This is a genomic window from Pectobacterium aroidearum (assembly GCF_041228105.1).
Taxonomy (GTDB): domain Bacteria; phylum Pseudomonadota; class Gammaproteobacteria; order Enterobacterales; family Enterobacteriaceae; genus Pectobacterium; species Pectobacterium aroidearum.
In genome coordinates this window covers 4,127,445-4,153,779 of record NZ_CP166097.1, presented here as the reverse complement: position 1 = coordinate 4,153,779, position 26,335 = coordinate 4,127,445, and the positions used below count along the sequence as shown (strand labels likewise).

Below are 26,335 nucleotides of genomic sequence, written 5' to 3'. Positions count from 1 at the left end.
CATTCTCGGTAGTTTAGCTATTGGCAAACACTATACTGGGTACTCTCGACCCTACAGACACAACAAAACCGAAAAGGTACATAAAATGGATGAACAGCTAAAGCAAAGCGCCCTTGATTTCCACCAGTATCCGATCCCCGGAAAAATTCAGGTTTCCCCGACGAAGCCGCTGGCGACGCAGCGCGATCTGGCATTGGCGTATTCTCCCGGTGTCGCCGCACCCTGTCTGGAAATTGCGGAAGATCCGCTGGCAGCCTACAAATATACTGCGCGCGGCAATCTGGTCGCCGTGATCTCTAACGGAACCGCCGTTCTCGGCCTCGGCAATATCGGTGCACTGGCCGGTAAGCCAGTAATGGAAGGTAAAGGCGTTCTGTTCAAAAAATTCTCCGGCATTGATGTTTTCGATATCGAAGTCGATGAACTGGACCCAGACAAGCTGATCGACGTGATCGCTGCGCTGGAGCCGACGTTCGGCGGTATCAATCTGGAAGACATCAAGGCACCGGAGTGCTTCTACATCGAGAAGAAACTGCGTGAGCGCATGAAGATTCCCGTCTTCCATGACGATCAGCACGGCACGGCGATCATCTGTACTGCCGCGGTTCTGAACGGCCTGCGCGTAGTAGAAAAAAATATTTCTGACGTGCGTCTGGTGGTATCCGGTGCTGGCGCGGCGTCTATCGCCTGTCTGAACCTGCTGGTGGCGCTGGGCCTTCAGAAGCACAACATTGTCGTATGTGATTCGCGCGGCGTGATTTATCACGGCCGTGATGAAAACATGGAAGAAACTAAAGCGGCCTATGCAGTAGAAGATAACGGCGCGCGCAAACTGGCAGACGTGATCCCTGATGCGGATATCTTCCTCGGCTGCTCCGGCCCTGGCGTACTGACGCAGGATATGGTGAAAACCATGGCGCCGCGTCCGCTGATCATGGCATTGGCAAACCCTGAACCGGAAATTCTGCCGCCGCTGGCGAAAGAAGTGCGCCCAGATGCGATTATCTGTACCGGTCGTTCGGACTATCCGAATCAGGTGAATAACGTCCTGTGCTTCCCGTTCATCTTCCGCGGTGCACTGGATGTGGGTGCGACCACGATTAACGAAGAGATGAAGCTGGCTTGCGTGCACGCGATTGCCGATCTGGCGCTGGCGGAGCAGAGTGAAGTGGTGGCCTCTGCCTATGGCGATCAGGATCTGTCATTCGGGCCGGATTATCTGATTCCGAAACCGTTCGACCCGCGTTTGATCATCAAGATCGCACCGGCCGTGGCAAAGGCGGCGATGGATTCTGGCGTAGCGACGCGCCCCATCGAGGATTTCGATGCCTACATCGAAAAACTGACCCAGTTCGTCTACAAAACTAACCTGTTCATGAAACCGATCTTCGCACAGGCGCGTCAGCAGCCGAAGCGTGTGGTATTCGCGGAAGGGGAAGATGCGCGCGTGCTGCATGCTACGCAAGAGCTGGTAACGCTGGGTCTGGCGTTCCCGATTCTGATCGGCCGCCCGAGCGTGATTGAAATGCGTCTGCAAAAACTGGGGCTGCAACTGACCATCGGTAAAGATTTCGAAGTGGTTAACAACGAATCGGATCCGCGCTTCAAAGAATACTGGAGCGAGTATTTCCAACTGATGAAACGTCGCGGTGTGTCGCAGGAAAAAGCACAACGCGCGGTGATCGGCAACCCAACGCTGATTGGTGCCATCATGGTTCACCGTGGCGAAGCGGATGCGCTGATTTGCGGCACGATTGGCACCTATGAAGAGCATTTCGATGTGGTTGAGAAAGTATTCGGCTACCGCGAGGGCGTGCATGCGGCGGGGGCGATGAACGCGCTGATGCTGCCGAGCGGCAATACCTTTATCGCTGATACCTACGTCAACGCAGATCCAACGCCGGAACAGTTGGCGGAAATTACCCTGATGGCGGCAGAAAGCGTGCGTCGTTTCGGTATCGAGCCGAAAGTCGCGCTGCTGTCGCACTCCAGCTTCGGCACCTCGGATTCTCCGACGGCGCAGAAGATGCGGGCAACGCTGGCGCTGGTCAATAAACTGGCACCGGAACTGGAGATTGACGGCGAGATGCATGGCGACGCCGCGCTGGTGGAAGCGATCCGCCGCGAGCAGATGCCGGACAGCCCGCTGAAAGGCTCGGCTAACATCCTGATCATGCCGAATATGGAGTCTGCGCGTATCAGCTATAACCTGCTGCGCGTGTCGTCTTCAGAGGGCGTGACGGTGGGGCCGGTACTGATGGGGATCTCGAAGCCGGTACACATCCTGACGCCAATTGCTTCAGTACGTCGGATCGTGAACATGGTGGCGCTGGCAGTGGTGGAAGCGCAAACTCAGCCGCTGTAAATTATTTCCAGTAATACAGATAAACCCAGTCGATTGTTGGCTGGGTTTTTTTATTCTCCCAACTTATCGACCAAATAGTCGCTTAGCTAATATGAATCAATGGAATAATTTTTGTTTTATGCCATGATCCCGCCTCGTCTTTAGGGGATCTTCCCCGGACTCGATAAAAAACAACGAGCGAATATCGGTTATGGCAACACGCGCAGTGCAAGAAAATACGGTAGAAAAAAGCGGTACAGAAAAACGTCTTCCTTCGCTGTTTGGCGGGTCGATGATTATTGCAGGGACGATTATTGGTGCCGGGATGTTTTCCCTGCCGGTGGTGATGTCGGGGGCCTGGTTTTTCTGGTCATTTGCCGTGCTGGTGTTTACCTGGTTTTGTATGTATCACTCGGGTCTGATGATACTGGAAGCCAACCTCAATTATCCGACTGGCTCCAGCTTTGATACGTTGACTAAAGATCTGCTGGGTCAGCGCTGGAATGTCGTTAACGGCATATCGATCGCCTTCGTCCTCTATATTCTGACTTACGCTTACATTTCGGCGAGTGGTTCAATCATCCATCACACGCTAGCTGAGATGTCGATCGATTTCTCCGCCCGAATCGGCGGCTTCCTGTTTGCGCTGTTTGTCGCGCTAACCGTGTGGTGGAGTACTGCGGCAGTCAGCCGCATGACGGCTTTTTTCCTGGCGGCGAAGGTTCTGACCTTTTTCATGACGTTCGGCAGTCTGCTGTGGAATGTTAAGCCCGTTGTTTTACTCAATGTGGCGGAGGAAGCACCGAGCTATCTTCCGTATGTGCTGATGACGCTGCCATTCTGCCTGGCGTCTTTCGGCTTCCACGGCAACGTTCCCAGTCTGGTGAAGCACTACGGCCGTGAACCGCAAATCATCAAACGCTGTTTGTTTATTGGCAGCGTACTGGCGCTGGCGATGTATACCATCTGGCTGATTGGCACGATGGGGAATATCGCTCGTCCTGACTTCATCGGGATTGCCGAACGGGGCGGGAATATTGATGTGCTGGTGCAGGCGTTGGGCGGGGTGTTGAATAGTCCTTATCTGGACGTGTTGCTCACCGTCTTTTCCAACTTTGCCGTTGCCTGTTCGTTTCTCGGCGTAACGCTGGGGCTGTTCGATTATCTGGCGGATTTGCTGAAGTTTGACGATAGCCGGATGGGAAGAGCGAAAACGGCACTGGTGACTTTTCTTCCGCCTGTTATTGGCGGCCTGCTGTATCCGAACGGCTTTATTTATGCGATTGGTTTTGCCGGGCTGGCGGCGACGGTGTGGGCGGTGATTACGCCAGCGCTGCTGGCTCGCGCGTCGCGTGTCCGTTTCGGTAGCCCGCTGTTCCGCGTGCGCGGCGGCAATGCGATGATTGCGCTGGTGCTGTTATTTGGTATCGGCACCGCGCTGATACATATTCTTTCCAGCTTCGATTTACTGCCAGTTTATCGCTAAGTATGCATCGCCATCCTGCCTTGTCTGTTCAAGCAGAAGCGGTGGGATGGCGAATGCTTCAGACCGTTACGATTTTTTCGCCTGCTGTAACCACTTGTCCAGTTCATTAGCGAACTGCTGACGATCACGCTGGCTTAATGCGCTGGGGCCACCAGTTTGTATCCCGCTGGCGCGCATAGTGTCCATAAAATCCCGCATGTTCAGCCGTTCCCGAATGGTATCCGGCGTATAGCGCTCGCCGCGCGGGTTCAACGCGGCACCGCCTTTTTCTATCACTTCTGCTGCCAGCGGAATATCGGCGGTGATCACCAAATCGCCCGCTTCAACGCGGCGTACAATTTCATTGTCGGCGACATCAAAACCTGATGAGACGCGCAGCGTGCGGATAAAACGCGATGGCGGCACTTTTATGGTCTGGTTGGCAACCAGCGTGACCTGTGTTTGTGTGCGATCCGCTGCGCGAAATAACACGTCTTTGATGACGTTCGGACAGGCGTCGGCATCGACCCAAATCTGCATGACTTATGCTTCCTTGTTGTGCGTGTGACTTTCTGCCAGCCAGTCTCTGGCCGGTAAAAAATCTTGATACAGCAGGGCTTCTGGACTACCCGGCTCAGGCTGGTGCTGATATTCCCAGCGCGCCAGCGGCGGCATGGACATCAAAATTGACTCGGTGCGTCCGCCGCTTTGCAGGCCAAACAGCGTTCCGCGATCCCAAATCAGGTTAAATTCCACATAGCGACCACGACGATAGAGCTGGAATTCGCGCTCGCGCTCTCCCCACGGCAGGTCTTTACGCCGCTCGACGATGGGCAGATAGCCATCGAGGAACCCGTTACCGACGGCACGAATGAAGGCGAAGCTGGTAGCAAAATCTGGCTCGTTGAGATCGTCGAAAAAGAGCCCGCCGATACCGCGTGCTTCGTTACGGTGTTTTAGGAAGAAGTAATCGTCGCACCACTTTTTATAGCGCGGGTATACCTCGTCACCGAACGGCTGACATAGGTCGTGAGCGGTCTGGTGCCAGTGCACCGCATCCTCTTTGAAACCATAATAGGGCGTGAGATCGAACCCGCCGCCAAACCACCAGACGGGTTCTTCTCCCGGTTTCTCGGCGATAAACAGGCGTACATTAGCATGGCTGGTGGGGATGTAAGGGCTCAGTGGGTGAATGACCAGCGACACGCCCATCGCCTGAAAGCTGCGGCCCGCCAGATCGGGACGATGGGTGCTGGCTGAAGGCGGCAATGACTTACCGGTAACGTGGGAAAAGTTTACGCCGGCTCGTTCAAAGACGCGCCCGCCGGACAGCACGCGACTGCATCCGCCGCCGCCTTCGGCACGCTGCCATTCATCCTCGGCGAAATCAGCTCCGCCATCGAGCGCTGCAAGCTGCTGACAGATATCCTTCTGTAAGCTAAGCAAAAAATGTTTTACCGCGTTGACGTCAGACATAGTAGGCATCTCGTTTCTCTGGCGAGGGTGGCACAATAATCAGGCGGGCAGTATACCATCAATAAAATCGATCCCCGGTCACCCGTTGTGTGATTCCTGATAGCGGCGCGCAATTTTGGATTGCGTCTGATAAAAATCACGCGATAATCACGATTTACCTTATTGCAAAATGGCGACTGTGATGGAAATCCGCATATTCAGGCAGGATGACTTTGAAGCCGTGATCACCCTCTGGGAACGCTGCGATTTGCTGCGCCCATGGAACGATCCTGAAATGGACATCGAACGTAAGCTTAATCACGACCCCGATCTATTTCTGGTCGCAGAGGTGAACGGCGAAATCGTGGGATCGGTGATGGGCGGTTACGACGGTCACCGTGGTTCGGCATACTATCTGGGCGTACACCCTGATTTTCGCGGACGCGGCATTGCGAATGCGTTGATTAGCCGTCTGGAGAAAAAACTCATTGCCCGCGGCTGTCCGAAGATCCACCTGATGGTGCGTGAGGACAATGATGCCGTGATCGGCATGTATGAAAAACTCGACTATGAGATCGTCGATAGCGTCACGCTGGGAAAACGCCTGATTGAAGATCGGGAATATTGATTGTTGTTGATTACGTGCATTATTCCATGGATGGTCTGAATATCGCTGTCTAAAAAGTGTTGCATCGTGCCACTGGCTTAGATGATAATGAGTATCAATTAAACTAATATCATCTGCTTTTTGCCTGTTGAAACCACTATGACGCAGCTAACTTCTTTCTGGAGTGATTTTTACCAGACCCACCAAGGATGGCTGCGGGGATGGCTTTGTAAAAAAATGGGCTGCATTCATCATGCAGATGATCTTACCCATGACACCTTCCTAAAACTCCTGACGCTTGCCGACCCTATCGCTATCCGACAGCCTAAGGCTTATCTGATGGTGACGGCGAATCACGTCATGATCGATCAGTTCCGTAAGCGTAAACTGGAACAAGATGCGTTATCTGCATTAGCGGTATTAGTTGATGGGGAAGAAGAGCATTCTGCGGAATATCGTGTTGCGATAAGTCAGCTTGTGGCGACGGCGCTGCATATTCTGACCCATGAGTTAGATGAAAAGATACAGCGTGCGTTTATTATGGCGCGTGTGGAAGGGCACGATTATCGGACGATTGCTGAGGCGCTGCACGTGAGCGAAAGTAGCGTAAAGCAATATCTGGCGAAAGCGATGGTGCATTTCCATAGTCGGATTTTTTTCCAGGAATATGATGAAGCGTAACGCTGACTTTGAGCAGATCCAGCAGCAAGCCGCTGAATGGATATTACGCTTCTCAGAGGTCGAGCAGGATAGCGACGACGCGATATTACTGCACAAAGAGTGGCAGCAGTGGTGCCTGAGCGACGCCCGCCATTCTGTGGTTTATCATCAGATGCAGCAATTATGGGCAAGTGCTGCCATCACGCCAGCGGCGACATCCCGCAAATCGCGCTCATCCCGTTATGTTGCTCTGGCGATTTTCATCGCAGGTGGTTGGTTACTAAGCCAGCTGCCTTATGCTTATTGGTTGGCCGATCAGCGTACTGTTGCTGGTGAAGTCCGGCGCATTGTACTGGATGACGGTAGCGAATTGATGCTGAACAGCAATTCAGCTGTGAATATTTCCTTTACATCACAAAAACGAACGATCACGTTGCTACGTGGTGAAGTTTACGCGCATGTTGCCAAAGATCCGCGTAGCAGACCGTTTGTGATTGACAGTGCACAGGCAACGGCTCAGGCACTGGGTACTCGCTATAGCGTACGTGATACAGGAGAAGATACGCTGGTGAGCGTTGACGAATCTCGTGTACGTGTGACCGCGCATGGGAACTCGGATATCCGCCTTGACCTTGGTGCTGGTCAGAAGGTTGGACTTGATCGGCTCCATATTACCCGGCCAGTGGGGGCATCAATGGAAGCTGGTTGGATTCACAACCAATTAATTTTTGAAAATGCCCCGTTCATTCAGGTTGTCGATGAACTTTCCCGTCATTACCCAGGGCTAATTTATCTGGATCCGCGTCAGCGTCAGGAACTAGGCAGTCTGCACTTTACCGGCGTTCTGCCATTGAATGACAGTCAGCAAGCGCTCGAACTACTGAAACATTCCCTTCCCATCTCCGTCCGGCAGTCTCTCGGCTACATTGTCTGGATTAGTGAAAATAAAAATCGTTAATAATCAATGGTAAATCGTTAATTTAAATATAAATGATAATTATTTTTATTTTCTTCTGCCCGATTTTTGCTGAACAACGTCTTCTCTCCTGAAAACATAAAATAATTCAGGGTAAATTCATGCGTAATTTTTTGGGGATGCGTAACACTATTTGGCCGACTGCGATGCTAACGCTGGCGTTAAGCGGAGGCAGCTCGGCGTTGGGCGCAACGGCACCAGCACAATCAATACACCTTCCTGCTCAGTCATTGGAAAAATCATTAACACAATTGGCGCGGCAGACGGGTGTCAATTTTGGTGTTGATAGCCAACTGGTTGCAGGGAAACAAGCTCCTGCGTTGGAAGGAAACTACACGGTGGAACAGGCTTTGGACAGGTTATTGAACAGTAATAACCTTTATGCCGAGCCTACAGAAACCGGTAAAGCTTTTATCATTCGCCCAATGGCTAGCGTGCCTGCGGCGGATGATGTACAGAGCATACCTACGGGTGCAGAGAATAGCCATTCAGGAAATGAAGGGCGTGGCGATGTAATCATGGTAAAAGCGCAGATTACACCGGGGCCGATGGAGATCGGTAGCCAACAATTGGTGGCTGAGGAAATCGCAAAAAAGCCGACAGCTAATGGAAATATTACTGAATTGCTGCGCACCAATCCAAACGTGCAATTCTCTGAAACCTCACGCAATAGTGAGACACCGGGAGAACTGGCCCCGGATGTTGTCTCGTTTCACGGTGAGAAATTCTATAACAACAACTTCATGATCGATGGGATGTCGAATAACGATCGCCTGAACCCCGGTGTGAATGTCGGTGAGGTGGGGTCTACAGCCAATGGGAATGCGGCTAATGATTTCCCATCTGGTCATCCTGAATCCTTCTGGATAGACAGTAGCCTGATTGAAAGCTTGTCGGTCTACGACAGTAACGTGTCGGCTAAGTATGGCCAATTTACGGGCGGTGTAATTGATGCGAAACTTAAAAATCCCTCGTTTACTCAACCGTCTGGTTCTATCTCTTACCGCACAACGCGTTCGTCATGGACGAAATATCACCTGGAGAAAAAAGATGAAGCGTCATTCAGTGCCGCAACCACGCTTAAGAGGCAGCCTAAATTTACCAAAAATTTTTATAACCTAAATGTGAGTCAGCCACTAAGTGATAACGCTGCGCTGATGTTTATTTATAGTCGTAAAGAATCAAATATTCCTTACTGGCATAATTATTTACAGAAATGGGAAAACCAGTCGCGTGAATCCGAAAGCTATATGTTGCGTGGTGTGTGGGATGCAAATGAGAATAATCAGTTCAGTTTTTCATTCCAAAATTCACCGCATACGGCGACCTATGTTCGCGCAAATTATAAAGATTCTAAATATATCAACGAAGGTGGGGGGGCAAGTATTAATCTTGGATGGGACAATCAGAATGCCTTCGGTAAAGTATCCACTAAGCTGATTGCTAAACAAAACGAAAATACGATATCTAACGATAAAAAAGATGCATATGTATGGGGGCTTACACCGAGTATTGGTTGGCAAACAGGAGCGAGTTCCGCAAACGAAGGTGGATATGGAACGATTAAAACTGAGCAGAAAGGAATTAACTTTAAACACGATTGGCAACTAAATCCTATATCTGCATGGGGTGTACAGCACCAGCTGGATTTTGGTTTTGATACTGATTTCTCTCAGGCAAGCTATCGTCGGAAAGAGACATCTTATAATTATGGCGTGGTAGTGAAAAATGCAGCGATAGTATGTAAAAGCGGTGATTCAGCCTGTATCAACGGCGAGCAGTACCTCAGTCAGAGAGCGGTTTATGAAGCGTCTAATGTGAGTGTCGCGGCCAGCACTTATGCGGCTTATTTACAGGATTCTTTGACTTTTTCACGTTTGACGATGGTGACTGGCATTCGCGTCGATTATGACGACTACATGAAGAACATTAATTTATCTCCACGTTTCAGTACCAGCTATGATGTTTGGGGCGATCGTTCCACAGAGATTTTCGGCGGAGTGAATCGTTACTATGCTGGCAATGTATTGGCCTATAAGCTGCGTGAAGCGCGTAAACAGCCTTATAACGAATGCCGATCCGATAAGTTGACTAGTACTGGTGGTTGTACAAAAGCCTCAACGAATACGACACCCGGTGATTGGGTCTTTGGTAGAGCAATTAACCAAGCTAATTATCGGTACACTTCATTAAATACCCCTTACAGCGATGAGTTAAATTTCGGTGTGCAGCAGCGAATTTATGATACGGTTTGGGCCCTGAAATGGGTTCATCGTGAAGCAAAAGATCAATTTTCTGCTGAGAGAAATGAAACTACAAAAGTCTATGAGTTAACTAATAACGGTAAGTCTGAATCCGACACGTTTAGTCTGGTGGTTAAACCGGTTTCTCCAATTGAATGGAATTCCGCGGTATTTAGCTGGACGGCGGGAGGGAATATTCAGAAAAGTACTTCCTCAAATAAAGACTATGACACCGAAGCGGATCTCGATGGCTATATTCTCTACAACGGGAAAATGATCCGAGCGATTGATAAACCCGCTGATAATTTCAACCGCCCTTGGACGGCGTTTCTTGAGCTGAATACTGAAATTCCTAACTGGCGTTTGGACTGGACACAACGTTTAAGTTATGTCGGCGGGTATAAAGCCATGAAGCGTACTGAAACTATTAACTGCCCAGATGACGACCGCTGTTCTGGATATGTTGGTGCCACAGATGTTTATGAAGAAGATCAGTATGGCAACAATATGCTGTTGGATTGGCGTGTGACTTATACCCAGCCATTGGGTAAGCAGAATCTAAAAGTGGGCGTAGATGTTCTCAATGTCCTGAATAAAGCCAATAAGAATGAATCTAATTATGGATTAGGTCGTCAGTTCTGGCTGGATGTGACGTATTCATGGTAAGTGATAAAAATAATAAAGGTCAGTGATGAAAAGTAAAATCATGTATTGGCTAACGGCTGTCGGCCTGTTAGCGGGAAGCGTTGTAAGCCAGGCTGAAGAAATAAAAAGTCCGTTGCCGGTTTTTAAAGAAGGAACGCTGGCGAACGGATTGCGTTATACCCTCGTGCCGCTGGAAGGGCAGAAATCGCGGGTGGATATTCGCCTGATTGTTGATGTCGGTTCGATTGATGAGAAAGACAACGAATCCGGCGTGGCGCACATGGTGGAACACATGGTGTTTCGCGCCAGCGACGCGTTTCCTCAAGGTGTGAGTACGGAACTGCACAAGCAGGGATGGGGACGCGGACAGAGCTATAACGCCGTGACCAACTACGAGCGCACCATGTACATGATGAGCCCGCCAAAAGGGAATCGCGATCTGGGGACGACGTTACAGGCGCTGAGCCAGATGACGGGTCATGCCAAGTTGTCGCAAGCCGATCTCGACGATGAGCGAAAAATTATTCTGGAAGAGTGGCGTGGCAAGCTGGGCGTAGCGGAACGCATGAACCAGCAGCGTGTACAGGCAATTCGCCACGACTCCCGTTATCCTTCCCGCCCGACGATTGGCACGGAACAGTCGATTAATGAAACGCCGGCCAGCGTATTACAGGATTTCTATCAGCGCTGGTATCACCCGTCGAATATGCGTTTGATGATTATTGGTGATATCGCGCCTGCTGATGCGGAACGTGAAATTCAACGCTATTTTGCACCGCTGCCTAATGTTGCTGTGCCAGCTCGTGATTACTACGAGCCATTACTGAAACCACAGCTCAAAGTTGCACGCTTGCAGGATAGCCAAAGCGGTAGCAGCCAGGTGTCGTTTGTCTATCGTTTCAATGACAAAGATACCTTCGGTCAGCCCGAGCTGCGCCATCGTTTGCTGACGCAAATCACGATGTCTGCGCTCACGCGCCAGATTCGTCGACAGAAAACCGAATTGCCGCAAGATGCCAGTAGCCTAGTGGTGCGTAAATCGGATATCGGTAAAACCACCGCTGCGCTGGGCTTTTTTGCGAACGTGATGCCGGGTGGTCATGACGCCGCGATTTCTGCGGTATTGAAAGAAATTGAGCGGTTAAAACGCTACCCGTTAAACGAGCAGGACATCAAAGAGATCACTGCGGATATCCGTGAAGTGGCACAGCGTATGAGCACGTCCTCGGAGAAACGCGAATTTGAGGATTGGGTTCAGCAGTTGACCATCGTCTGGCAGCAGGATCGCCCTTATGTCGGCAGCCAGCAGCGTGGTAAAGAGGCGCTGGAAATGCTGGACACCATCACGACTGAAGACGTGAATCGTCATTTGCAACGCTGGTTAGCTTCACCGGATACGCTGGTGCAGTTTAGCGTGCCGGGCGCGACGCCGTTCACGCTGCCTAAACCAGAGGCGATTCGTAAGGTACAGGCGCAGTGGGCCGCTGCACCGCTGGCACCGCTGCAGGTAGAAAAGGAGAAAGTCATTCCTGAGCTTCCAGTGGTGACGCAAAGCGGAAAACGCACGGCGGTGAAGACCTTTGCCGCACAGAAGGTAGAGCAGTGGCAGTTGAGCAACGGTGACCGTGTGGTATGGCTGCGTGCGCCGGAAGCCGGTAAAAAAGTCTGGCTGACCGCCGTGAGTCAGGCTGGGTTTATGGCGACGTCAATGAACCCGTGGCAGGCGCAGTTGGCAAGCCAGTTGGTGGAGCAAAGTGGCCCCGCAACGTGGAGCGGAGAAGCGCTCGCTAACTGGAAAAAAGAGAAATCCCTGTCAATTATGGTTTCTCATGATGCCGATCAGTTGACGCTGAGTGGACAGGCTCCGATTAAGGAATTGGCGAATCTTTTTGGCCTATACCGTGAACTGAATGTCGCGCCGGGCATCGATCCTGATGTGATGAAAGAAAGCATGATGGGTCTGGCGCGTCAGAAGGCCAATGACGATCAGTCCGTGTCAGGAAAACGTACCAGCGAAATTGCCAAATTACGCTTTGGCGGGCCAGCCTGGCAACAGCCTGAAATTGAAGAACTGAAGCACGTTTCCGCGCCAGCTTTGCTGTCACAGTGGCATAAAGCGGCTTCTGCACCCGTGACGTACTATCTGATCGCGGATATGCCTGCTGCACATCTGTTACCGCAGGTTGAGCGCTATTTAGCGACAATCCCGCGCCAGCCTGCCAGCGAAGTAAAATCATATCTGGCGCTGCCGGGTAAACGTGAGGCGACATCGGCTATCAGTATCGAACCGCGTGCTGATATCCGCACCTGGAGCTTCACTCCGCATACGTGGACACCACAGGCGGCGGTGCAGGTGAGCGTTGCTCGTAATATCGCGAATAAATATCTCAAGACGAGCCTACGTGATGATGCGCTGGGTATTTACCGCATGCGTGTCGATAGCGAACTGGAAGATAAAAAACAGCGTATTGAGACCGAAGTGAGCTTCAGCAGTGCACCTGAGCGTGCGCAGGAGCTGTGGAAACTGGCTGAGCAGGTCTTTGCTGAACTGCCAACGACGATTACTCAGGAAGATGTGGACGACCAGAAAGCACAGTTCATCCGTGCGGAAAAAGGGCGTCAGGGCGATCTGATGACCATACAACGCCGTTTGCTTCTGAGCTATCGCCACTATGACGATCCGCGTTATCTGAGCAGCGTCTCTACACTCGCGGACAGTATCACGCTGGACAGTGTGCGTGCGATGTCAGCGAAGCTGTATAACCCGGATAACCGCGTGCTTTACATCACCTTGCCGCAAGAGGTGAAAGAGTGAAGAAGGTTATGGCACAGTTTGTCGATCTGTGCCGTCCATTCTGGGGCGGCAAACGCAGCTGGCAGGCATGGCTCCTACTGCTCGTAACTATTTCGATGGGTGGGATGATCGTCTATCTCAATGTGTTGTTAAACGAGTGGAGTAAGACGTTTTATGATGCGTTAGGCGCATTCGACAGCAATTTGCTGCTGTCTCTGATGAAAGAATACGGCGTTTACATCCTGCTCTATATCGGGTCGATCGTGTATCAGGAGTGGTTTACCAAACTGCTGATTATCCGCTGGCGTACCGCGTTAACCGCTGAGCTGGTAGATAGCTGGCTGGCGAAGCGGGCATTTTATCGGATGTCAGTTGCGGGCAAGATTGATAACCCAGACCAGCGTATTGCCGAAGATATCAACCTGTTTGTCGACAAAGCCGTTAGTCTGGTCATCGAATTTTTGATCGTGACCGCGCGTTTGTTCTCTTTCGTCGTCATTCTATGGGGATTATCGGGCGTTCAGCGCTTTACCCTGTTTGGCAAAGAGTGGGTAATCGAAGGTTATCTGGTCTGGATCGCTATTCTGTATACGCTGCTCGGCAGCCTGATTACGCATGTGGTCGGGAAACGTCTGCATAATATTAATTATGAGAAGCAAAAGGCAGAGGCCGATTTCCGTGCGGCGCTGCTGCGTAAGCATGATAACGCCGAGCAAATCGCGCTGTACGGCGGCGAAGCGCAAGAGAAAAGCCATCTTCAGCGGCATTTCTCTGCCATCGTGTCGAACTGGGGGCGTTTTATGAATGCCGAGCGTAATCTGGGCTTCTTCACCACAGGCTATATGCGTGTAAGCCAGATTGTGCCGGTCTTTGCCGCTCTGCCTGCTTTCCTGAGTAAAACGGTAACGCTGGGCGGGTTGATGCAGATCCGCGGGGCGTTTGCGCAAGTACACGGTGCGTTGAGCTGGTTTATCCATAAGTACAAAGAGTTCGTGATTCTTTCTGCCAGTATGGCGCGTTTGAGCCAGTTTAAGGAAGAAATCAAACGTCACCAGTCTGAACAGGTCGATGCGCCGGTAGGACAGGATTTACGTATTGATCAGCTTTCTTTCACCACGCCGCAGGGTTCTCCGCTGTTGCAGCATGTGGATCTGAGCTGCGAAGCGGGGAGCTGGAGTAAATTTGCTGGCCGCAGCGGGCTAGGGAAGTCAACGCTGCTGCGTACGTTAAACGGCCTGTGGCCCTATTACGATGGTCGCTGGCAGGCACCGGAAGGGCGTAGTCTGCTGTTACCGCAGCAAAGCTATCTGGGGCAGGGTACGCTGGCGGAGATTCTCTGCTATCCGCACCCGCCGCTGGCTGACAGCGAGATGCTGCGTCAGACGCTGGATAGCGTCGGGCTCGGCGCGTGGCGCGATCGTCTGGATGAGCAACTGAATTGGGATCGCGTATTCTCCGGCGGAGAGCGGCAGCGTGTCGCCTTTGCCCGCGCGCTGATTGCCAAACCCGATACGCTCTATCTGGATGAAGCGACCAGCAATCTGGATCATGACGCCGCCAGGCAGCTTTTGGCGCTGGTCAAGATGGCGTTGCCTGCGTGTACCGTGGTGGCGATTACGCACCAGACGGAGCTGGACGATCTGTTCTCGCATCGTTATGACTTAACGGATTTTGCCTCACAGCGCAGTTGATGTTGCCGCAGGCCTTCCGAGTGTCGGGAGGCCTGCGGTTCTGGTAGGTTTCTTTTCGTATGCCCTCTATAATCCCTCACAAGATTATCCCGTCTTTTACGGCACTTTTCGTCGCTTGCAGACTCCAATCCCCATCTTATCAGGGTGGCTGACGACGGAAGCCGCTCAATCTTGAGGAGTACATACCATGAATTTTCGCCCGCTGGGTTTATCGCTGGTGCTGGGTTTACCGCTGGTGCTGAGTGGATGCAGCACGCTTTCCAATTTCTCCTGGTCCAGCCTGTCACCGTTTAACTGGTTCGGCAGTTCGCTGGAGGTGAGCGATGCGGGTGTCGGTGGTATCAATGCCGGTACGCCACTGTCTGAAGGGGCGCTACAGAGCGCGCTGGATGGTGGTTATCAACTGCGTAGCGGAATGGGTACCTCCAACGGTCAACTGGTCGCGTTTTATCAGGCGCTGGATGGTAAAGACGTGAAGATGATCATCAGCGGCCAGCCGAAGGGCAGCGTGCGCAAAGTTGAGGTCATGGATCCCGCGATTGGCAGCGCAGGTGGCGTGAAAATCGGTGACGCTTTTAGCAATACCTATAGCAAAGCGTTCGAGTCCTGCCAGTTGGGACAAGGTGATGATGCGCGGAGCGTGGAATGTGCCGCACCGCAGAGTACGCATATCAGCTACGTCTATTCCGGCGAATGGAGCGGCCCGGAAGGCTTGATGCCGCCGGACGATATTCTGAAGACCTGGAAGGTGAGCAAAATCGTGTGGCATGCGCAGGCGCGTAACACATCTGCTTTATAAAAGGGTGTCTCGTAACGGACTAATTTGTCTTTACGCAAGGTAAAAGTCAGGCGGCTTCCGGTATGATACCTGAGCCGCCTGATATCTTTTTCGGTATCCGTATTCGGTATCACGACCGTAGTAAGCCATAACAACAAAAGAAAAAACTGACGCTTGAGGAAGCAGAAATGACACCAATTCAAAGCGGTATTTTATTGGAACACCGCCGTTTTGCCATTTTTATGGAAGCGATGATTCAGGGAGAGTTTGATGCTATCCGGCAGGGATGCAAAAAATTCTGTCAGACATTACAAGCGTTACAGCAGCAGTATCCCGACGCGGGATTAGGCGCGGTGCTGGCATTTGGCAACGATGTCTGGCGCGATCTGGACTGCAACCGCGGCGCAGAGGAACTCAAGCCCTTTACGCCGTTGGGCAACGGGCTCGCTCCTGCCACGCAGCGCGATCTGCTGATCCATATCCAATCGCTGCGCCATGATGTGAACTTCACGCTGGCTCAGGCGGCGCTGGCCGCGTTTGGTGGGGCGATTCGTATCGAGGAAGAGACGCACGGCTTCCGCTGGGTGGAAGATCGTGATTTAAGCGGCTTTGTCGACGGCACGGAAAACCCACAGGGCGATGCTCGTCATGCTGTGGCGATTATCCCTGAAGGCCAACCGGATGCGGGTGGCAGTTATGTGTTTACCCAACGTTGGGAACACAATCTGAAGCAGCTCCAGCGTTTTAGCGTGGAGCAGCAGGAACAGATGATCGGGCGTACGAAGCAGGATAATGAAGAGCTGTCTTCCGATGAGCGCCCTGTAACGTCGCATCTCAGCCGTGTGGATTTAAAGGAAGACGGTAAGGGGCTGAAGATTCTGCGTCAGAGCCTGCCTTATGGCACCGCGAGCGGTAAAAACGGGCTCTACTTTATTGCCTACTGCGCACGTCTGCATAACATTGAGCAGCAACTGCTGAGCATGTTCGGCGATCGTGACGGTAAACGTGATGAGATGCTGCGCTTTACGCGTGCCGTCAGCGGCAGCTACTTCTTCGCGCCTTCTCTGGATCAGCTGTTGTCGCTGTAAGATCCAACGCGTTTTCCTGATGCCTGCACCTGCGCAGGCATCCATTCTTTCCAATTCTCTCCGTTCTCAACGTTTCAGTTCCCATCAGGCTATTTGAACGCCTCTTTTTACGTTTCTCTTGCCTCGGGGTTATGCCCTTTAGCGCTTAAAAACTCCGAAATGTTATATATAAAGGTTATATGTTAACCGCCACTTCCCCCTACACTGACAAGCGCATTCGATTCAAAAAACGGCTATGCAAACGATAGATCCCCCATAACAAAGCCTACCGAATAGGCGCTAACTCTGGCAGGACATAAGATGAATCAAGTACAGGTGAAAGGCTGGCTGGTGAAAGGTTCTCTGGCGCTGTCATTGCTGCTGGGTGGGCAGAGTGTTGTCTCTGCTACCGAGCTGCTGAACAGCTCTTATGATGTGTCGCGTGAGCTATTTGTAGCGCTCAATCCCGGCTTTGAAAAACAGTGGCTGTCGCAGCATCCTAACGACCCGCTGACGATCAAACAATCGCATGCCGGTTCGTCTAAACAGGCGTTGGCTATTCTGCAAGGCCTGAAGGCCGATGTCGTGACCTATAATCAGGTGACCGACGTCCAGATCCTGCACGATCGCGGGCAACTGATCCCCGCCGATTGGCAAGCGCGTTTACCGAATAACAGCTCTCCGTTCTACTCCACCATGGCGTTTCTGGTTCGCAAAGGCAATCCTAAAGGGATCCACGACTGGAACGATTTGGTGCGCGATGACGTGAAGCTGATTTTCCCGAACCCGAAAACGTCCGGCAATGCTCGTTATACCTACCTTGCTGCCTGGGGCGCGACCAGCAAAGCCAACGGTGGCGATGAGACCAAAACCCGTGCGTGGATAACCCGTTTTCTGGCGAACGTCGCAGTATTTGATACCGGCGGTCGCGGGGCAACCACCACATTTGTGGAACGTCAGTTGGGTGATGTGCTGATCAGCTTTGAATCTGAGGTGAATAACATCCGTAATCAGTATGGTGCCGAGAACTACGAGGTGATCGTCCCGAAGGTCAACGTATTGGCGGAGTTCCCCGTGGCGTGGATCGACAAGAATGTCGAGAAGAACGGCACCGAGCAGGCGGCAAAAGCCTATCTGAATTATCTGTATAGCCCGGAAGCGCAGAAAATTATCACCGATTTTTACTATCGCGTGAATAACCCTGAATTAACGCAAACGCTGAAATCCCGCTTCCCGGAAACCACTTTATTCCGAGTGGAGGATCAGTTCGGAACGTGGCCACAGGTGATGAAAACCCACTTCGACACGGGTGGCGAACTGGATAAGCTGCTGGCGGCTGGTCGTCAGTAATGGCTTTGAGGTCGGATAACCTCTTCTCTGGTTCAGGTAAACGGGTGCTGCCGGGATTCGCCTTGAGTCTGGGCAGCAGCCTGCTGTTTGTCTGCCTGATTCTGCTGCTGCCGTTAAGTGCGCTGGTGATGCAGCTCTCCGAAATGAGTCTGGCGCAGTATTGGACGGTGATTTCCAATCCGCAGGTGGTAGCCGCTTACAAGGTGACGCTTCTGGCTGCGGGGCTGGCGACGGTATTTAATGCAGGATTTGGCCTGTTAATGGCGTGGATTCTGACGCGTTATCGCTTTCCCGGTCGCGCCTTGCTGGATGGGCTAATGGATTTACCCTTTGCGCTCCCCACGGCCGTAGCAGGGCTGACGCTGGCCGCGCTGTTTTCAACGACCGGCTGGTACGGCGCATGGCTGGCAGAATACGGTATCAAGGTATCGTACACCTGGCTGGGGATTACGGTCGCGATGGCGTTCACCAGCATTCCCTTTGTGGTGCGGACCGTTCAGCCGGTGCTGGAAGAGTTGGGTCCGGAATACGAAGAGGCGGCGCAGACGCTGGGGGCGAATCGCTGGCAGTGTTTTCGCTATGTCATTTTACCGGAATTAACCCCGGCGCTCTTAACGGGCACCGCGATGTCGTTTGCCCGCAGTCTGGGCGAATTTGGCGCGGTCATCTTTATTGCAGGGAATATTGCCTGGCAGACGGAGGTCGTTTCGCTGATGATTTTTATCCGCTTGCAGGAGTTTGATTTCCCTGCTGCCAGCGCGATTGCTTCCGTTGTGCTAGCGGCTTCCTTATTGATCCTGTTTGCCGTCAATGTGCTGCAAAGCCGTTTTGGTCAACGGACACGGAGCGTGTAATGGCTGAGATTCCTACTGTGACACCGCGGCGCCAGACTCATCCCGTTCGGCAGGAACGCAACTGGGGGAGGGCAGGGCTAATTGTGTTGGGCGTGATATTATCGCTCATCATGCTGGTCATCCCTTTGGTGTCAATTTTTGCCGCAGCGCTGGCGCACGGGCTGGGGGGCGTCTGGCGAAACCTGAGCGATCCTGACATGCTGCATGCGATTGGTCTCACGCTGCTGGTGGTCGCGATTGTCGTACCCGTAAATCTGGTCTTTGGTACGCTGCTGGCCTGGCTGGTCACGCGTTTTCAGTTCCCCGGTCGGCAACTGCTGCTCACGTTGATCGATATTCCCTTCGCCGTCTCGCCAGTGGTGGCGGGTCTGCTGTATCTGCTCTTTTACAGCACTAACGGCCCGGTTGGCGGCTGGTTGGATGAACAGGGGCTACAGCTGATGTTTGCCTGGCCTGGCATTGTGCTGGTGACTATATTCGTGACCTGCCCGTTTATGGTCAGGGAACTGGTTCCGGTGATGATGAGTCAGGGCAGTCAGGAAGAAGAGGCAGCCGTGCTGCTTGGAGCATCAGGCTGGCAGGTGTTCTATCGAGTGACGTTACCGAATATTCGTTGGGCGCTGCTGTATGGCATGGTTCTGACCAATGCTCGGGCGATTGGCGAGTTTGGCGCCGTATCCGTGGTGTCTGGCTCGATTCGTGGTGAAACCTATACGCTGCCATTGCAGGTCGAATTATTGCATCAGGATTATAACAGTGTCGGCGCGTTTACCGCGGCGGCGCTGCTAACTGTGATGGCGATACTGACGCTGTTTATCAAAAGCGCCTTGCAGTGGCGTGTGAAGCGGCAAATGAATAAACACTAACTTTTATCTTTTTCCTCACTCACGCCGTACGCGTGGTTTTTTTAGGACTCAACTTGTGACAACGCTTGAGCATTGTATTGGTAATACCCCGCTGGTGAAATTGCAGCGCCTGACGCAGGGGTTGAAGAGTGAAATCTGGCTGAAGCTGGAAGGGAATAATCCTGCCGGATCGGTAAAAGATCGGGCGGCACTCTCCATGATCCAGCAGGCGGAGAATCGCGGCGACATCGCCCCCGGTGACAGACTGATCGAGGCGACCAGCGGGAATACCGGCATTGCACTGGCGATGATTGCGGCGGTAAAAGGCTACCGGCTACGTCTGCTGATGCCGGACAATATGAGCTATGAACGTCAGACCGCGATGCGTGCGTATGGCGCAGAGCTGGTGCTGGTTAATCGCAAGTTGGGGATGGAAGGCGCGCGGGATAAGGCAAAACAGATGGTGTTGGCAGGAGAGGGGAAAACGCTCGATCAGTTCAATAACCCGGACAATTCGCTGGCGCACTTTCTCACGACTGGCCCGGAGATCTGGCAGCAGACGGCAGGTAAGCTGACCCACTTTATCTCCAGCATGGGAACGACCGGCACGATTTCCGGCGTCAGTCGTTATCTGAAGCAGCAGAATCAGGCAATCTGTACGGTAGGGCTACAGCCTGCGGAAGGCAGCCATATTCCCGGCATTCGTCGCTGGACCCCGGACTATGTGCCAGGCATCTTCCGCGCCGATCTGGTCGATCGTATTCTGGATATGACGCAGGTCGATGCTGAAAATACGTTACGGCAGTTGGCGCGTCAGGAAGGTATCTTCTGCGGCGTTAGTTCCGGCGGGGCGGTGGCGGGTGCGTTGCGGATTGCAGCGGAAAACCCCGGTAGCGTGATTGTGGCGATCGCCTGCGATCGCGGCGATCGGTATCTGTCCACCGGGGTCTTTGACTGATGACTATTCCCGCTCCAGCGCGTGAATCGGTTCCATCCGCGCTGCACGACGGGCGGGGAAGAAGCCGAAGATAATGCCGATCAGACTGGAACACAGGAATGCGGCAATAATCGAGGAACTGGAATAGATCATCGCGAAATTGCTGCTGAACTGTGCGAACAGTACGCCGATAGCCAGCGATAGTCCCACTCCGATGATGCCGCCGAACAGGCAGACCAGCACAGCTTCGATCAGAAACTGTTGCATGATATCGCTGGTGCGCGCGCCGACCGCCATACGGACGCCGATCTCTCGGGTTCGCTCGGTGACGGACACCAGCATGATATTCATTACGCCAATACCGCCGACCAGCAGCGAAATCAGCGCGATCATCGACACCAGCAGCGTGAGCGTGGTGGTGGTTTTCTCGATCATCTGACGAATGCTGTCCGTGTTCATGATAAAGAAATCTTTCGTACCGTGCCGCTGCGTTAGTAGGGTGGTGATGCTTTTCTCGGCGACGTTCATATCGATATTGTCTTTTACCCGCACCGTGATGCTTTTCAGGTAGGATTGCCCAACCATGCGCTTCATCACCGTGGTGTACGGCACCCAGACATTCAGATTTTCATCGCTGCCGAAGCCGCCCTGATTCTTGCTGACGACGCCGATAATTCGTACGGGCAGCGAGCCCAATAGAATAACTTGCCCAGTTGGATCCTCGCCGTGGGGAAAGAGCTTGTTAAGCGTATTTTTGTCAATCACTGCGTCCTGTGCCAGTTCATCGACGCTGCTGCGAGGGAAAAGCACACCGCGTTGCAGGGTGTAGCCACGTACGGTAAAGAACTGCTCGCCAACCCCGGAAACGCTGGCGGAAACGGCAATGTTGCCATAGCGCATCGTTACGCTGGTGGAAATAGAAGGCGTGACGCTATGCACGTAGGGCTGCTGCGTCAGCGGCTGAATATCGCTGGCTCGCAACGTTTGAATGGCGCTGGCATCCATGTCGCCGAAATCTTTGCCGGGGAAAATTTCCAACGTGCTGGTGCCCATCGAGTTGATATCGGCCAGCACTTGTTCCTGTGAGCCTTTTCCCAGTGCGACCACCGAGACGACGGAGGCGATGCCGATGATAATGCCGAGCATGGTCAAAAAGGTGCGCATCCGCTGGGCATTCATCGCCAACAGCGCCATTTTAAACGCGTCAATAAAGCGGTCTTTGAACTGATTAAGTGCGGACGTTGCCGGAGAGCTTGCGGCTTCAGGCAACGGTGCTGTGGCCTCTTCGGGACGCGTTTGTCGATCGGCAATCACTTCGCCATCGCGCAATTCGATGATGCGCTGAGCGTGTTCGGCAATCGTCATATCGTGGGTGACGATCACGACCGTATTGCCCTGTTTGTGCAGGTCGCGGAGTATGCTCAGGACTTCGTTGCCGCTGTGGGTGTCCAACGCACCGGTTGGTTCATCCGCCAGAATAATGCCACCGCCGTTCATCAGCGCACGGGCGATACTCACGCGCTGCTGCTGGCCGCCGGAAAGCTGGCTGGGACGATAGTGGAGGCGATGTTCCAGTCCCAGTCGGGTTAACAGCTCTGCTGCCCGCTGACGGCGTGCCAGCCGGCTTTTACCGGCATAAATGGCCGGTACTTCGACGTTCCCCAGCGCGCTGAGGTCGCCCAGCAGGTGATAACGCTGGAAAATAAAACCGAAATGCTCGCGACGCAGTTCCGCCAATTGGTCGTTGTCCAGCTCACCAACGGCACGCCCTGCCACCTGATAATCACCGGAGGACGGTTTATCCAGACAGCCGAGAATATTCATCAGCGTGGATTTTCCCGACCCGGACGCGCCGACAATTGCCACCATTTCTCCCTGATTGATCGTCAGGTTGATGTCCTTGAGGACGGTAACGTCCTGTTCGCCGTTGGAAAAGCGGCGGGTAATGCCAGTCAGCTTAAGTAAGGATGTGGACATGCATTACATCCCCATCGGTGGGCCGGGATGCGTGGACGCGACATCACCGGACGACGGGCTGACAACCACCTGCTCCCCAACGCTGAGCCCTGAACGAATCTGGGTGCGCACGTTATCATTGAGGCCGAGCGTGACCAGCCGCGATTCGATCTTCTTGTTCGCATTCATGACCTGCACGTACCACATGCCATTGCGCGAGGTTAATGCCGTCGCTGGGACGACAATGGCATTTTTCACCGAAGACAGCAGAATATACACCTGTGCCGTCATGGAAATGCGCAATACGCCGTCAGGGTTCTTCACATCAAACAGGCCGTTGTAATAGATCGCGGTGCTGGATGAGGAACTGGTGCTGCTGCTGGAACTGGATGACGTCGTGGTTGAATCCGTATTGATGGAATCCGGCGCGGGTTCAATCGAGCTCAGCGTGGCTTCGTAACGCTTATTCGGCTCGCCCAGAATACTGAACCACACGGGCATGCCGGTTTTCACTTTGACGACGTCGGCTTCTGAAATCTTCACCTTGATGGTCATGGTGTCCAGATTGGCGACTTTGGCAATGGTCGGCGTGGTCTGGATGGCGTTGACCGTTTGGCCCGCTTCAACCGGAATCGCCACCACGGTGCCATCCATTGGTGAACGAATCTGGGTATAACCGAGGTTAACCTTGGCGGTGTTGACGGTAATTTGTGCCTGAACGATCTGGGCGTCCAGCGCATCGATATTGGCTCGGGTGGCGTCGAGCGTGGCTTTCGCGCTATCGTAGTCGGCCTGCGCGCCAACGCCGCGTTTCATCAACATTTGCTGACGCTGCCAGCTCAATTCGTTGTTACGCAATTCCGCCAGTTTGGCGGTTCGCTGAGCCTGAATGTTTTTTAGCGCCGCTTCGCCATTTCTTAACGTGTCCTGCTGGGTGAGGTCATCAATCTCGGCGATCAATTGCCCTTTTGTGACCTTATCGCCGAGTTCGACGTGCAGCGCTTTGATTTGTCCCGAGGCTTGAGCACCGACGCTGACCTGTTTCTGCGCCTCAATTTTGCCGTCAGCGAGTACCGTCTGTTCGAGATCCGCAATCTCTGCGGCGGTGGTCATCGCGCTTGGCGCGGGTGCTGGCTTGTTGAAAAACAGATGAATAAGTACGGCAGCGGCGATAACACCAAACGCGATCGTCGTACGGCGTCGTGTAAAAAATCGTGATTGCATCAGGGGGAGTCGTCCTTAATGAATGCATCTGTATCCGTCATATTTCAAGTTGCATGTGCGTTGGCTGCGCTTAATCACCCGAATCACTTATCTGAGTAAGCTCATCGGTATTGCCTCGCTTGCCGCCTGCCTGAAACTCGAATTATTTAGGGTATCAACGGAAGTAAATAACGCAGGTGAGTAATTTACCCCGAGTCTGTAAAGGTAGCGGTAATCTTTGCTGAAAGAAATGGTAAGGATTAAGTAAATCTGGCTGCGAATATTAACGCCAGGCCTGAGAATACATTATCTATACCCGTCATACTTCAAACGGTATGTGCATTTTTTCCGCAACTCGAATGTTGTAGGGTATACCCGATTAATGAGGACAGGATATGAATATTTTACTGGTCGATGACGACGTAGAGCTGGGCGATATGCTCTGTGAGTATTTGAATGCGGAAGGGTTTTCGACCTCTCGGGTACTGACGGGCAAAGAAGGCGTTGATGGTGCGATGTCGGGAGATTACACCGCGATGATTCTGGATGTCATGCTGCCGGATATGAGCGGGATTGACGTGCTGCGTCAGATCAGAAAAACCCAACAGCTTCCCGTGATTATGCTGACAGCGAGAGGCGACAACATCGACAGGGTTATCGGTCTGGAAATGGGCGCGGATGACTATATGCCTAAACCGTGTTACCCACGTGAACTGGTAGCAAGGCTGCGGGCGGTGCTACGTCGCTATGACGATCAGCCCAGTACAAAACGAGATGAAAGCGTGGCGGCCAGTGGCGATCTGGTATTGAACCCCGCAACGCGCATCAGCGAATGGCGTGGGCAGCCGTTTGATTTGACGGCGTCTGAGTTTAATTTGCTTGAGCTACTGTTACGTTCCCCTGAGCGGGTGGTGTCAAAAGATGAACTGTCCGAAAAATGTCTGGGGCGTCGTCGTGAAGCCTATGACCGTAGCGTGGATGTGCACATCAGCAATATTCGTCAGAAACTCAGTGCATTGCCGGGCAGCACCATGACGATTGAAACCGTGCGCAGCGTGGGATACCGGATTCGCTGATGATGATTCGTGGAAGGCTTTTCTGGAAGATACTGCTCGGTTTCTGGCTGACGTTCCTCGTCATGTCTCAGTTGCTGTGGCTGGCTTTTTCGTTTTATGGCGAGCGGCATAAGCCGCTGGAAGAAATCGTGGTGTCCCGCATTGCGACGATGCAAACGGAGATGGTGGCGGCGGCGCTGCAACATGGCGGTCTGGGTGAGCTGAACGATGTGATGTCGCTGCTGCCGCAAGAAGAACAGAAATATATTTCCGTCACGGAATCGCCGTTGCCGCTGTCAGAGCAGGAACTGATTTCCGCACCACAGACGGCCAGGATGCCTGGTGATGATTTTGTGCCGGATAAGCGTAAGGCGCAGCGTGACTCGCACATTATCAAGCAGGTCAACGGGCCTGCCGGAAAGTGGTACCAAATTCGTTACGACGCCGAGCTGTTGCGTAGCGAATTCCGTCCTCCTCGTCCGGTCGAGTTTCTTAACGTACCCGTGCCGTTTGTGATCATTGCGGGGTTTGGCGGCCTGTTGTTCAGTTCGGTACTGGCATGGAGTCTGGCACGCCCACTCAGCCAGATCCGCGCGGGGTTTGATCAGGTTGCGCAGGGCGATCTGAATGTACGCCTGCTGCCGGTGATGCAGAGGCGTCATGATGAAATCAGCGATGTAGCGCGCGATTTCGATTCCATGGTCGAGCGGCTGGACAGTCTGGCCAGCGCGCGTGAACAGCTGCTGCATGATGTCTCCCATGAGCTGCGCTCACCACTGGCGCGTTTGCAACTTGCTATCGGGTTGATAAGGCAGAACCCGGACAATGTCGAGAACTCCTTACAGCGTATCGAACGTGAGGCGCTGCTGATGGATAAGATGATTGGTGAACTGCTGACGCTGTCGCGCACGGAGCATTCTGGTATTGAGGAAGCCTATTTCGATTTGCTGGGGCTGGTGACGGCCGTCGTCAACGATGCGCGCTATGAGGCGCAGGTTACCGGCGTTGAAATTCTGCTCGCGGCGGATGAAGACGAGGACTACACGATTAAAGGCAACGCGGAGCTGATGCGCAGGGCGGTTGATAATGTGATGCGCAACGCGCTACGTTTTTCCGCCCCCGAACAGCAGGTGTCCGTGTCGCTTATTGGCAACGAGCATGAGTGGACGATTCAGGTTGCCGATCAGGGGCCCGGCGTGGAGAAAAGTAAGCTTTCCAGCATCTTCGATCCTTTTATCCGTGTTGATTCGCCGCTGTCTGGAAAAGGCTATGGGCTGGGATTGGCGATTACCCGAAAAGTGGTGCTGGCGCACGGTGGGCATATTGAGGCGGACAACGGTGAACCGCGTGGATTAGTGATTCGCCTGTGTGTACCACGTTGGAAAGCCTGAAACGAAAACGGCACCATCC

At 52.9% G+C, this 26,335-nt stretch carries 20 protein-coding genes; 16 read left to right on the top strand and 4 right to left on the bottom strand.

Going from position 1 to position 26,335, the window contains the following annotated elements; all coding sequences use genetic code 11:
* Window positions 1-85 precede the first annotated feature (85 nt).
* Together maeB and mtr are read left to right on the top strand one after the other, a co-directional pair.
* Window positions 86-2,365 carry an NADP-dependent oxaloacetate-decarboxylating malate dehydrogenase gene (gene maeB / locus AB8809_RS18760; RefSeq protein WP_180778098.1) on the top strand — a complete coding sequence of 760 codons (2,280 nt, stop codon included), beginning with the start codon at window positions 86-88 and terminating at the stop codon, window positions 2,363-2,365.
* 190 nt (window positions 2,366-2,555) lie between these two features.
* Window positions 2,556-3,830, top strand: a complete 1,275-nt coding sequence (gene mtr / locus AB8809_RS18755; protein WP_180778099.1) for a tryptophan permease — start codon at window positions 2,556-2,558, stop codon at window positions 3,828-3,830.
* A gap of 66 nt (window positions 3,831-3,896) precedes the next feature.
* Here the strand turns inward: mtr and AB8809_RS18750 are convergent, their stop codons facing one another.
* On the bottom strand, window positions 3,897-4,349 hold the full coding sequence (locus AB8809_RS18750) for a YaiI/YqxD family protein (protein ID WP_349855236.1): 453 nt from the start codon (window positions 4,347-4,349) through the stop codon (window positions 3,897-3,899).
* Window positions 4,350-4,352: 3 nt separating this feature from the next.
* The gene (gene hemF, locus AB8809_RS18745; protein ID WP_182101118.1) at window positions 4,353-5,285 is read right to left on the bottom strand and encodes an oxygen-dependent coproporphyrinogen oxidase; all 933 of its coding nucleotides are present in this window, start codon (window positions 5,283-5,285) and stop codon (window positions 4,353-4,355) included.
* Between the two features lie 181 nt (window positions 5,286-5,466).
* Here hemF and AB8809_RS18740 point away from each other — a divergent pair, with 181 nt between their 5' ends.
* From AB8809_RS18740 to cysM, 12 genes are all read left to right on the top strand, one after another.
* On the top strand, window positions 5,467-5,892 hold the full coding sequence (locus AB8809_RS18740; RefSeq protein ID WP_010301346.1) for a GNAT family acetyltransferase: 426 nt from the start codon (window positions 5,467-5,469) through the stop codon (window positions 5,890-5,892).
* 138 nt (window positions 5,893-6,030) lie between these two features.
* On the top strand, window positions 6,031-6,552 hold the full coding sequence (locus AB8809_RS18735) for a sigma-70 family RNA polymerase sigma factor (RefSeq protein ID WP_349855235.1): 522 nt from the start codon (window positions 6,031-6,033) through the stop codon (window positions 6,550-6,552).
* Window positions 6,542-7,489: a FecR domain-containing protein gene (locus AB8809_RS18730; protein ID WP_349855234.1), complete on the top strand. Its 948-nt coding sequence runs from the start codon at window positions 6,542-6,544 to the stop codon at window positions 7,487-7,489. Before AB8809_RS18735 ends, AB8809_RS18730 begins: the two co-directional genes overlap by 11 nt.
* Before the next feature lie 119 nt (window positions 7,490-7,608).
* A complete protein-coding gene (locus tag AB8809_RS18725) occupies window positions 7,609-10,416 on the top strand; it encodes a TonB-dependent receptor (RefSeq protein WP_349855233.1) in 2,808 nt (935 codons plus the stop codon).
* Window positions 10,417-10,441: 25 nt separating this feature from the next.
* Window positions 10,442-13,210 carry an insulinase family protein gene (locus AB8809_RS18720; protein WP_349855232.1) on the top strand — a complete coding sequence of 923 codons (2,769 nt, stop codon included), beginning with the start codon at window positions 10,442-10,444 and terminating at the stop codon, window positions 13,208-13,210.
* On the top strand, window positions 13,207-14,880 hold the full coding sequence (locus AB8809_RS18715) for an ABC transporter ATP-binding protein/permease (RefSeq protein ID WP_194431639.1): 1,674 nt from the start codon (window positions 13,207-13,209) through the stop codon (window positions 14,878-14,880). Before AB8809_RS18720 ends, AB8809_RS18715 begins: the two co-directional genes overlap by 4 nt.
* Window positions 14,881-15,067: 187 nt before the next feature.
* Entirely contained in the window at window positions 15,068-15,679 is a 612-nt protein-coding gene (locus tag AB8809_RS18710; RefSeq protein WP_225181451.1) for an RpoE-regulated lipoprotein, read from the top strand.
* Between the two features lie 167 nt (window positions 15,680-15,846).
* Window positions 15,847-16,746 (top strand): Dyp-type peroxidase, encoded by a 900-nt coding sequence (locus AB8809_RS18705; RefSeq protein WP_012773461.1) that lies wholly within the window; start codon window positions 15,847-15,849, stop codon window positions 16,744-16,746.
* 300 nt (window positions 16,747-17,046) lie between these two features.
* Window positions 17,047-18,075: a sulfate ABC transporter substrate-binding protein gene (locus AB8809_RS18700; protein WP_349855231.1), complete on the top strand. Its 1,029-nt coding sequence runs from the start codon at window positions 17,047-17,049 to the stop codon at window positions 18,073-18,075.
* Window positions 18,075-18,929, top strand: a complete 855-nt coding sequence (cysT, locus tag AB8809_RS18695) for a sulfate/thiosulfate ABC transporter permease CysT (RefSeq protein ID WP_181829766.1) — start codon at window positions 18,075-18,077, stop codon at window positions 18,927-18,929. Before AB8809_RS18700 ends, cysT begins: the two co-directional genes overlap by 1 nt.
* Complete coding sequence (gene cysW / locus AB8809_RS18690; protein ID WP_349855230.1) at window positions 18,929-19,795, top strand: sulfate/thiosulfate ABC transporter permease CysW; 867 nt, start codon at window positions 18,929-18,931, stop codon at window positions 19,793-19,795. The genes cysT and cysW overlap by 1 nt, the downstream gene beginning before the upstream one ends.
* Before the next feature lie 55 nt (window positions 19,796-19,850).
* Window positions 19,851-20,732, top strand: coding sequence for a cysteine synthase CysM (gene cysM / locus AB8809_RS18685; RefSeq protein ID WP_349855229.1), 882 nt, complete (start codon window positions 19,851-19,853; stop codon window positions 20,730-20,732).
* A 3-nt stretch (window positions 20,733-20,735) separates the two neighbouring features.
* Here cysM and AB8809_RS18680 read toward each other — a convergent pair whose 3' ends face one another.
* Both AB8809_RS18680 and AB8809_RS18675 read right to left on the bottom strand, forming a co-directional pair.
* Entirely contained in the window at window positions 20,736-22,688 is a 1,953-nt protein-coding gene (locus tag AB8809_RS18680) for a MacB family efflux pump subunit (protein WP_349855228.1), read from the bottom strand.
* 3 nt (window positions 22,689-22,691) lie between these two features.
* Window positions 22,692-23,891: an efflux RND transporter periplasmic adaptor subunit gene (locus AB8809_RS18675; protein WP_336709218.1), complete on the bottom strand. Its 1,200-nt coding sequence runs from the start codon at window positions 23,889-23,891 to the stop codon at window positions 22,692-22,694.
* Between the two features lie 374 nt (window positions 23,892-24,265).
* Here AB8809_RS18675 and AB8809_RS18670 point away from each other — a divergent pair, with 374 nt between their 5' ends.
* Window positions 24,266-24,946, top strand: coding sequence for a response regulator transcription factor (locus AB8809_RS18670; RefSeq protein ID WP_012773468.1), 681 nt, complete (start codon window positions 24,266-24,268; stop codon window positions 24,944-24,946).
* Window positions 24,946-26,316: an ATP-binding protein gene (locus AB8809_RS18665; RefSeq protein WP_349855227.1), complete on the top strand. Its 1,371-nt coding sequence runs from the start codon at window positions 24,946-24,948 to the stop codon at window positions 26,314-26,316. Before AB8809_RS18670 ends, AB8809_RS18665 begins: the two co-directional genes overlap by 1 nt.
* Window positions 26,317-26,335 lie beyond the last annotated feature (19 nt).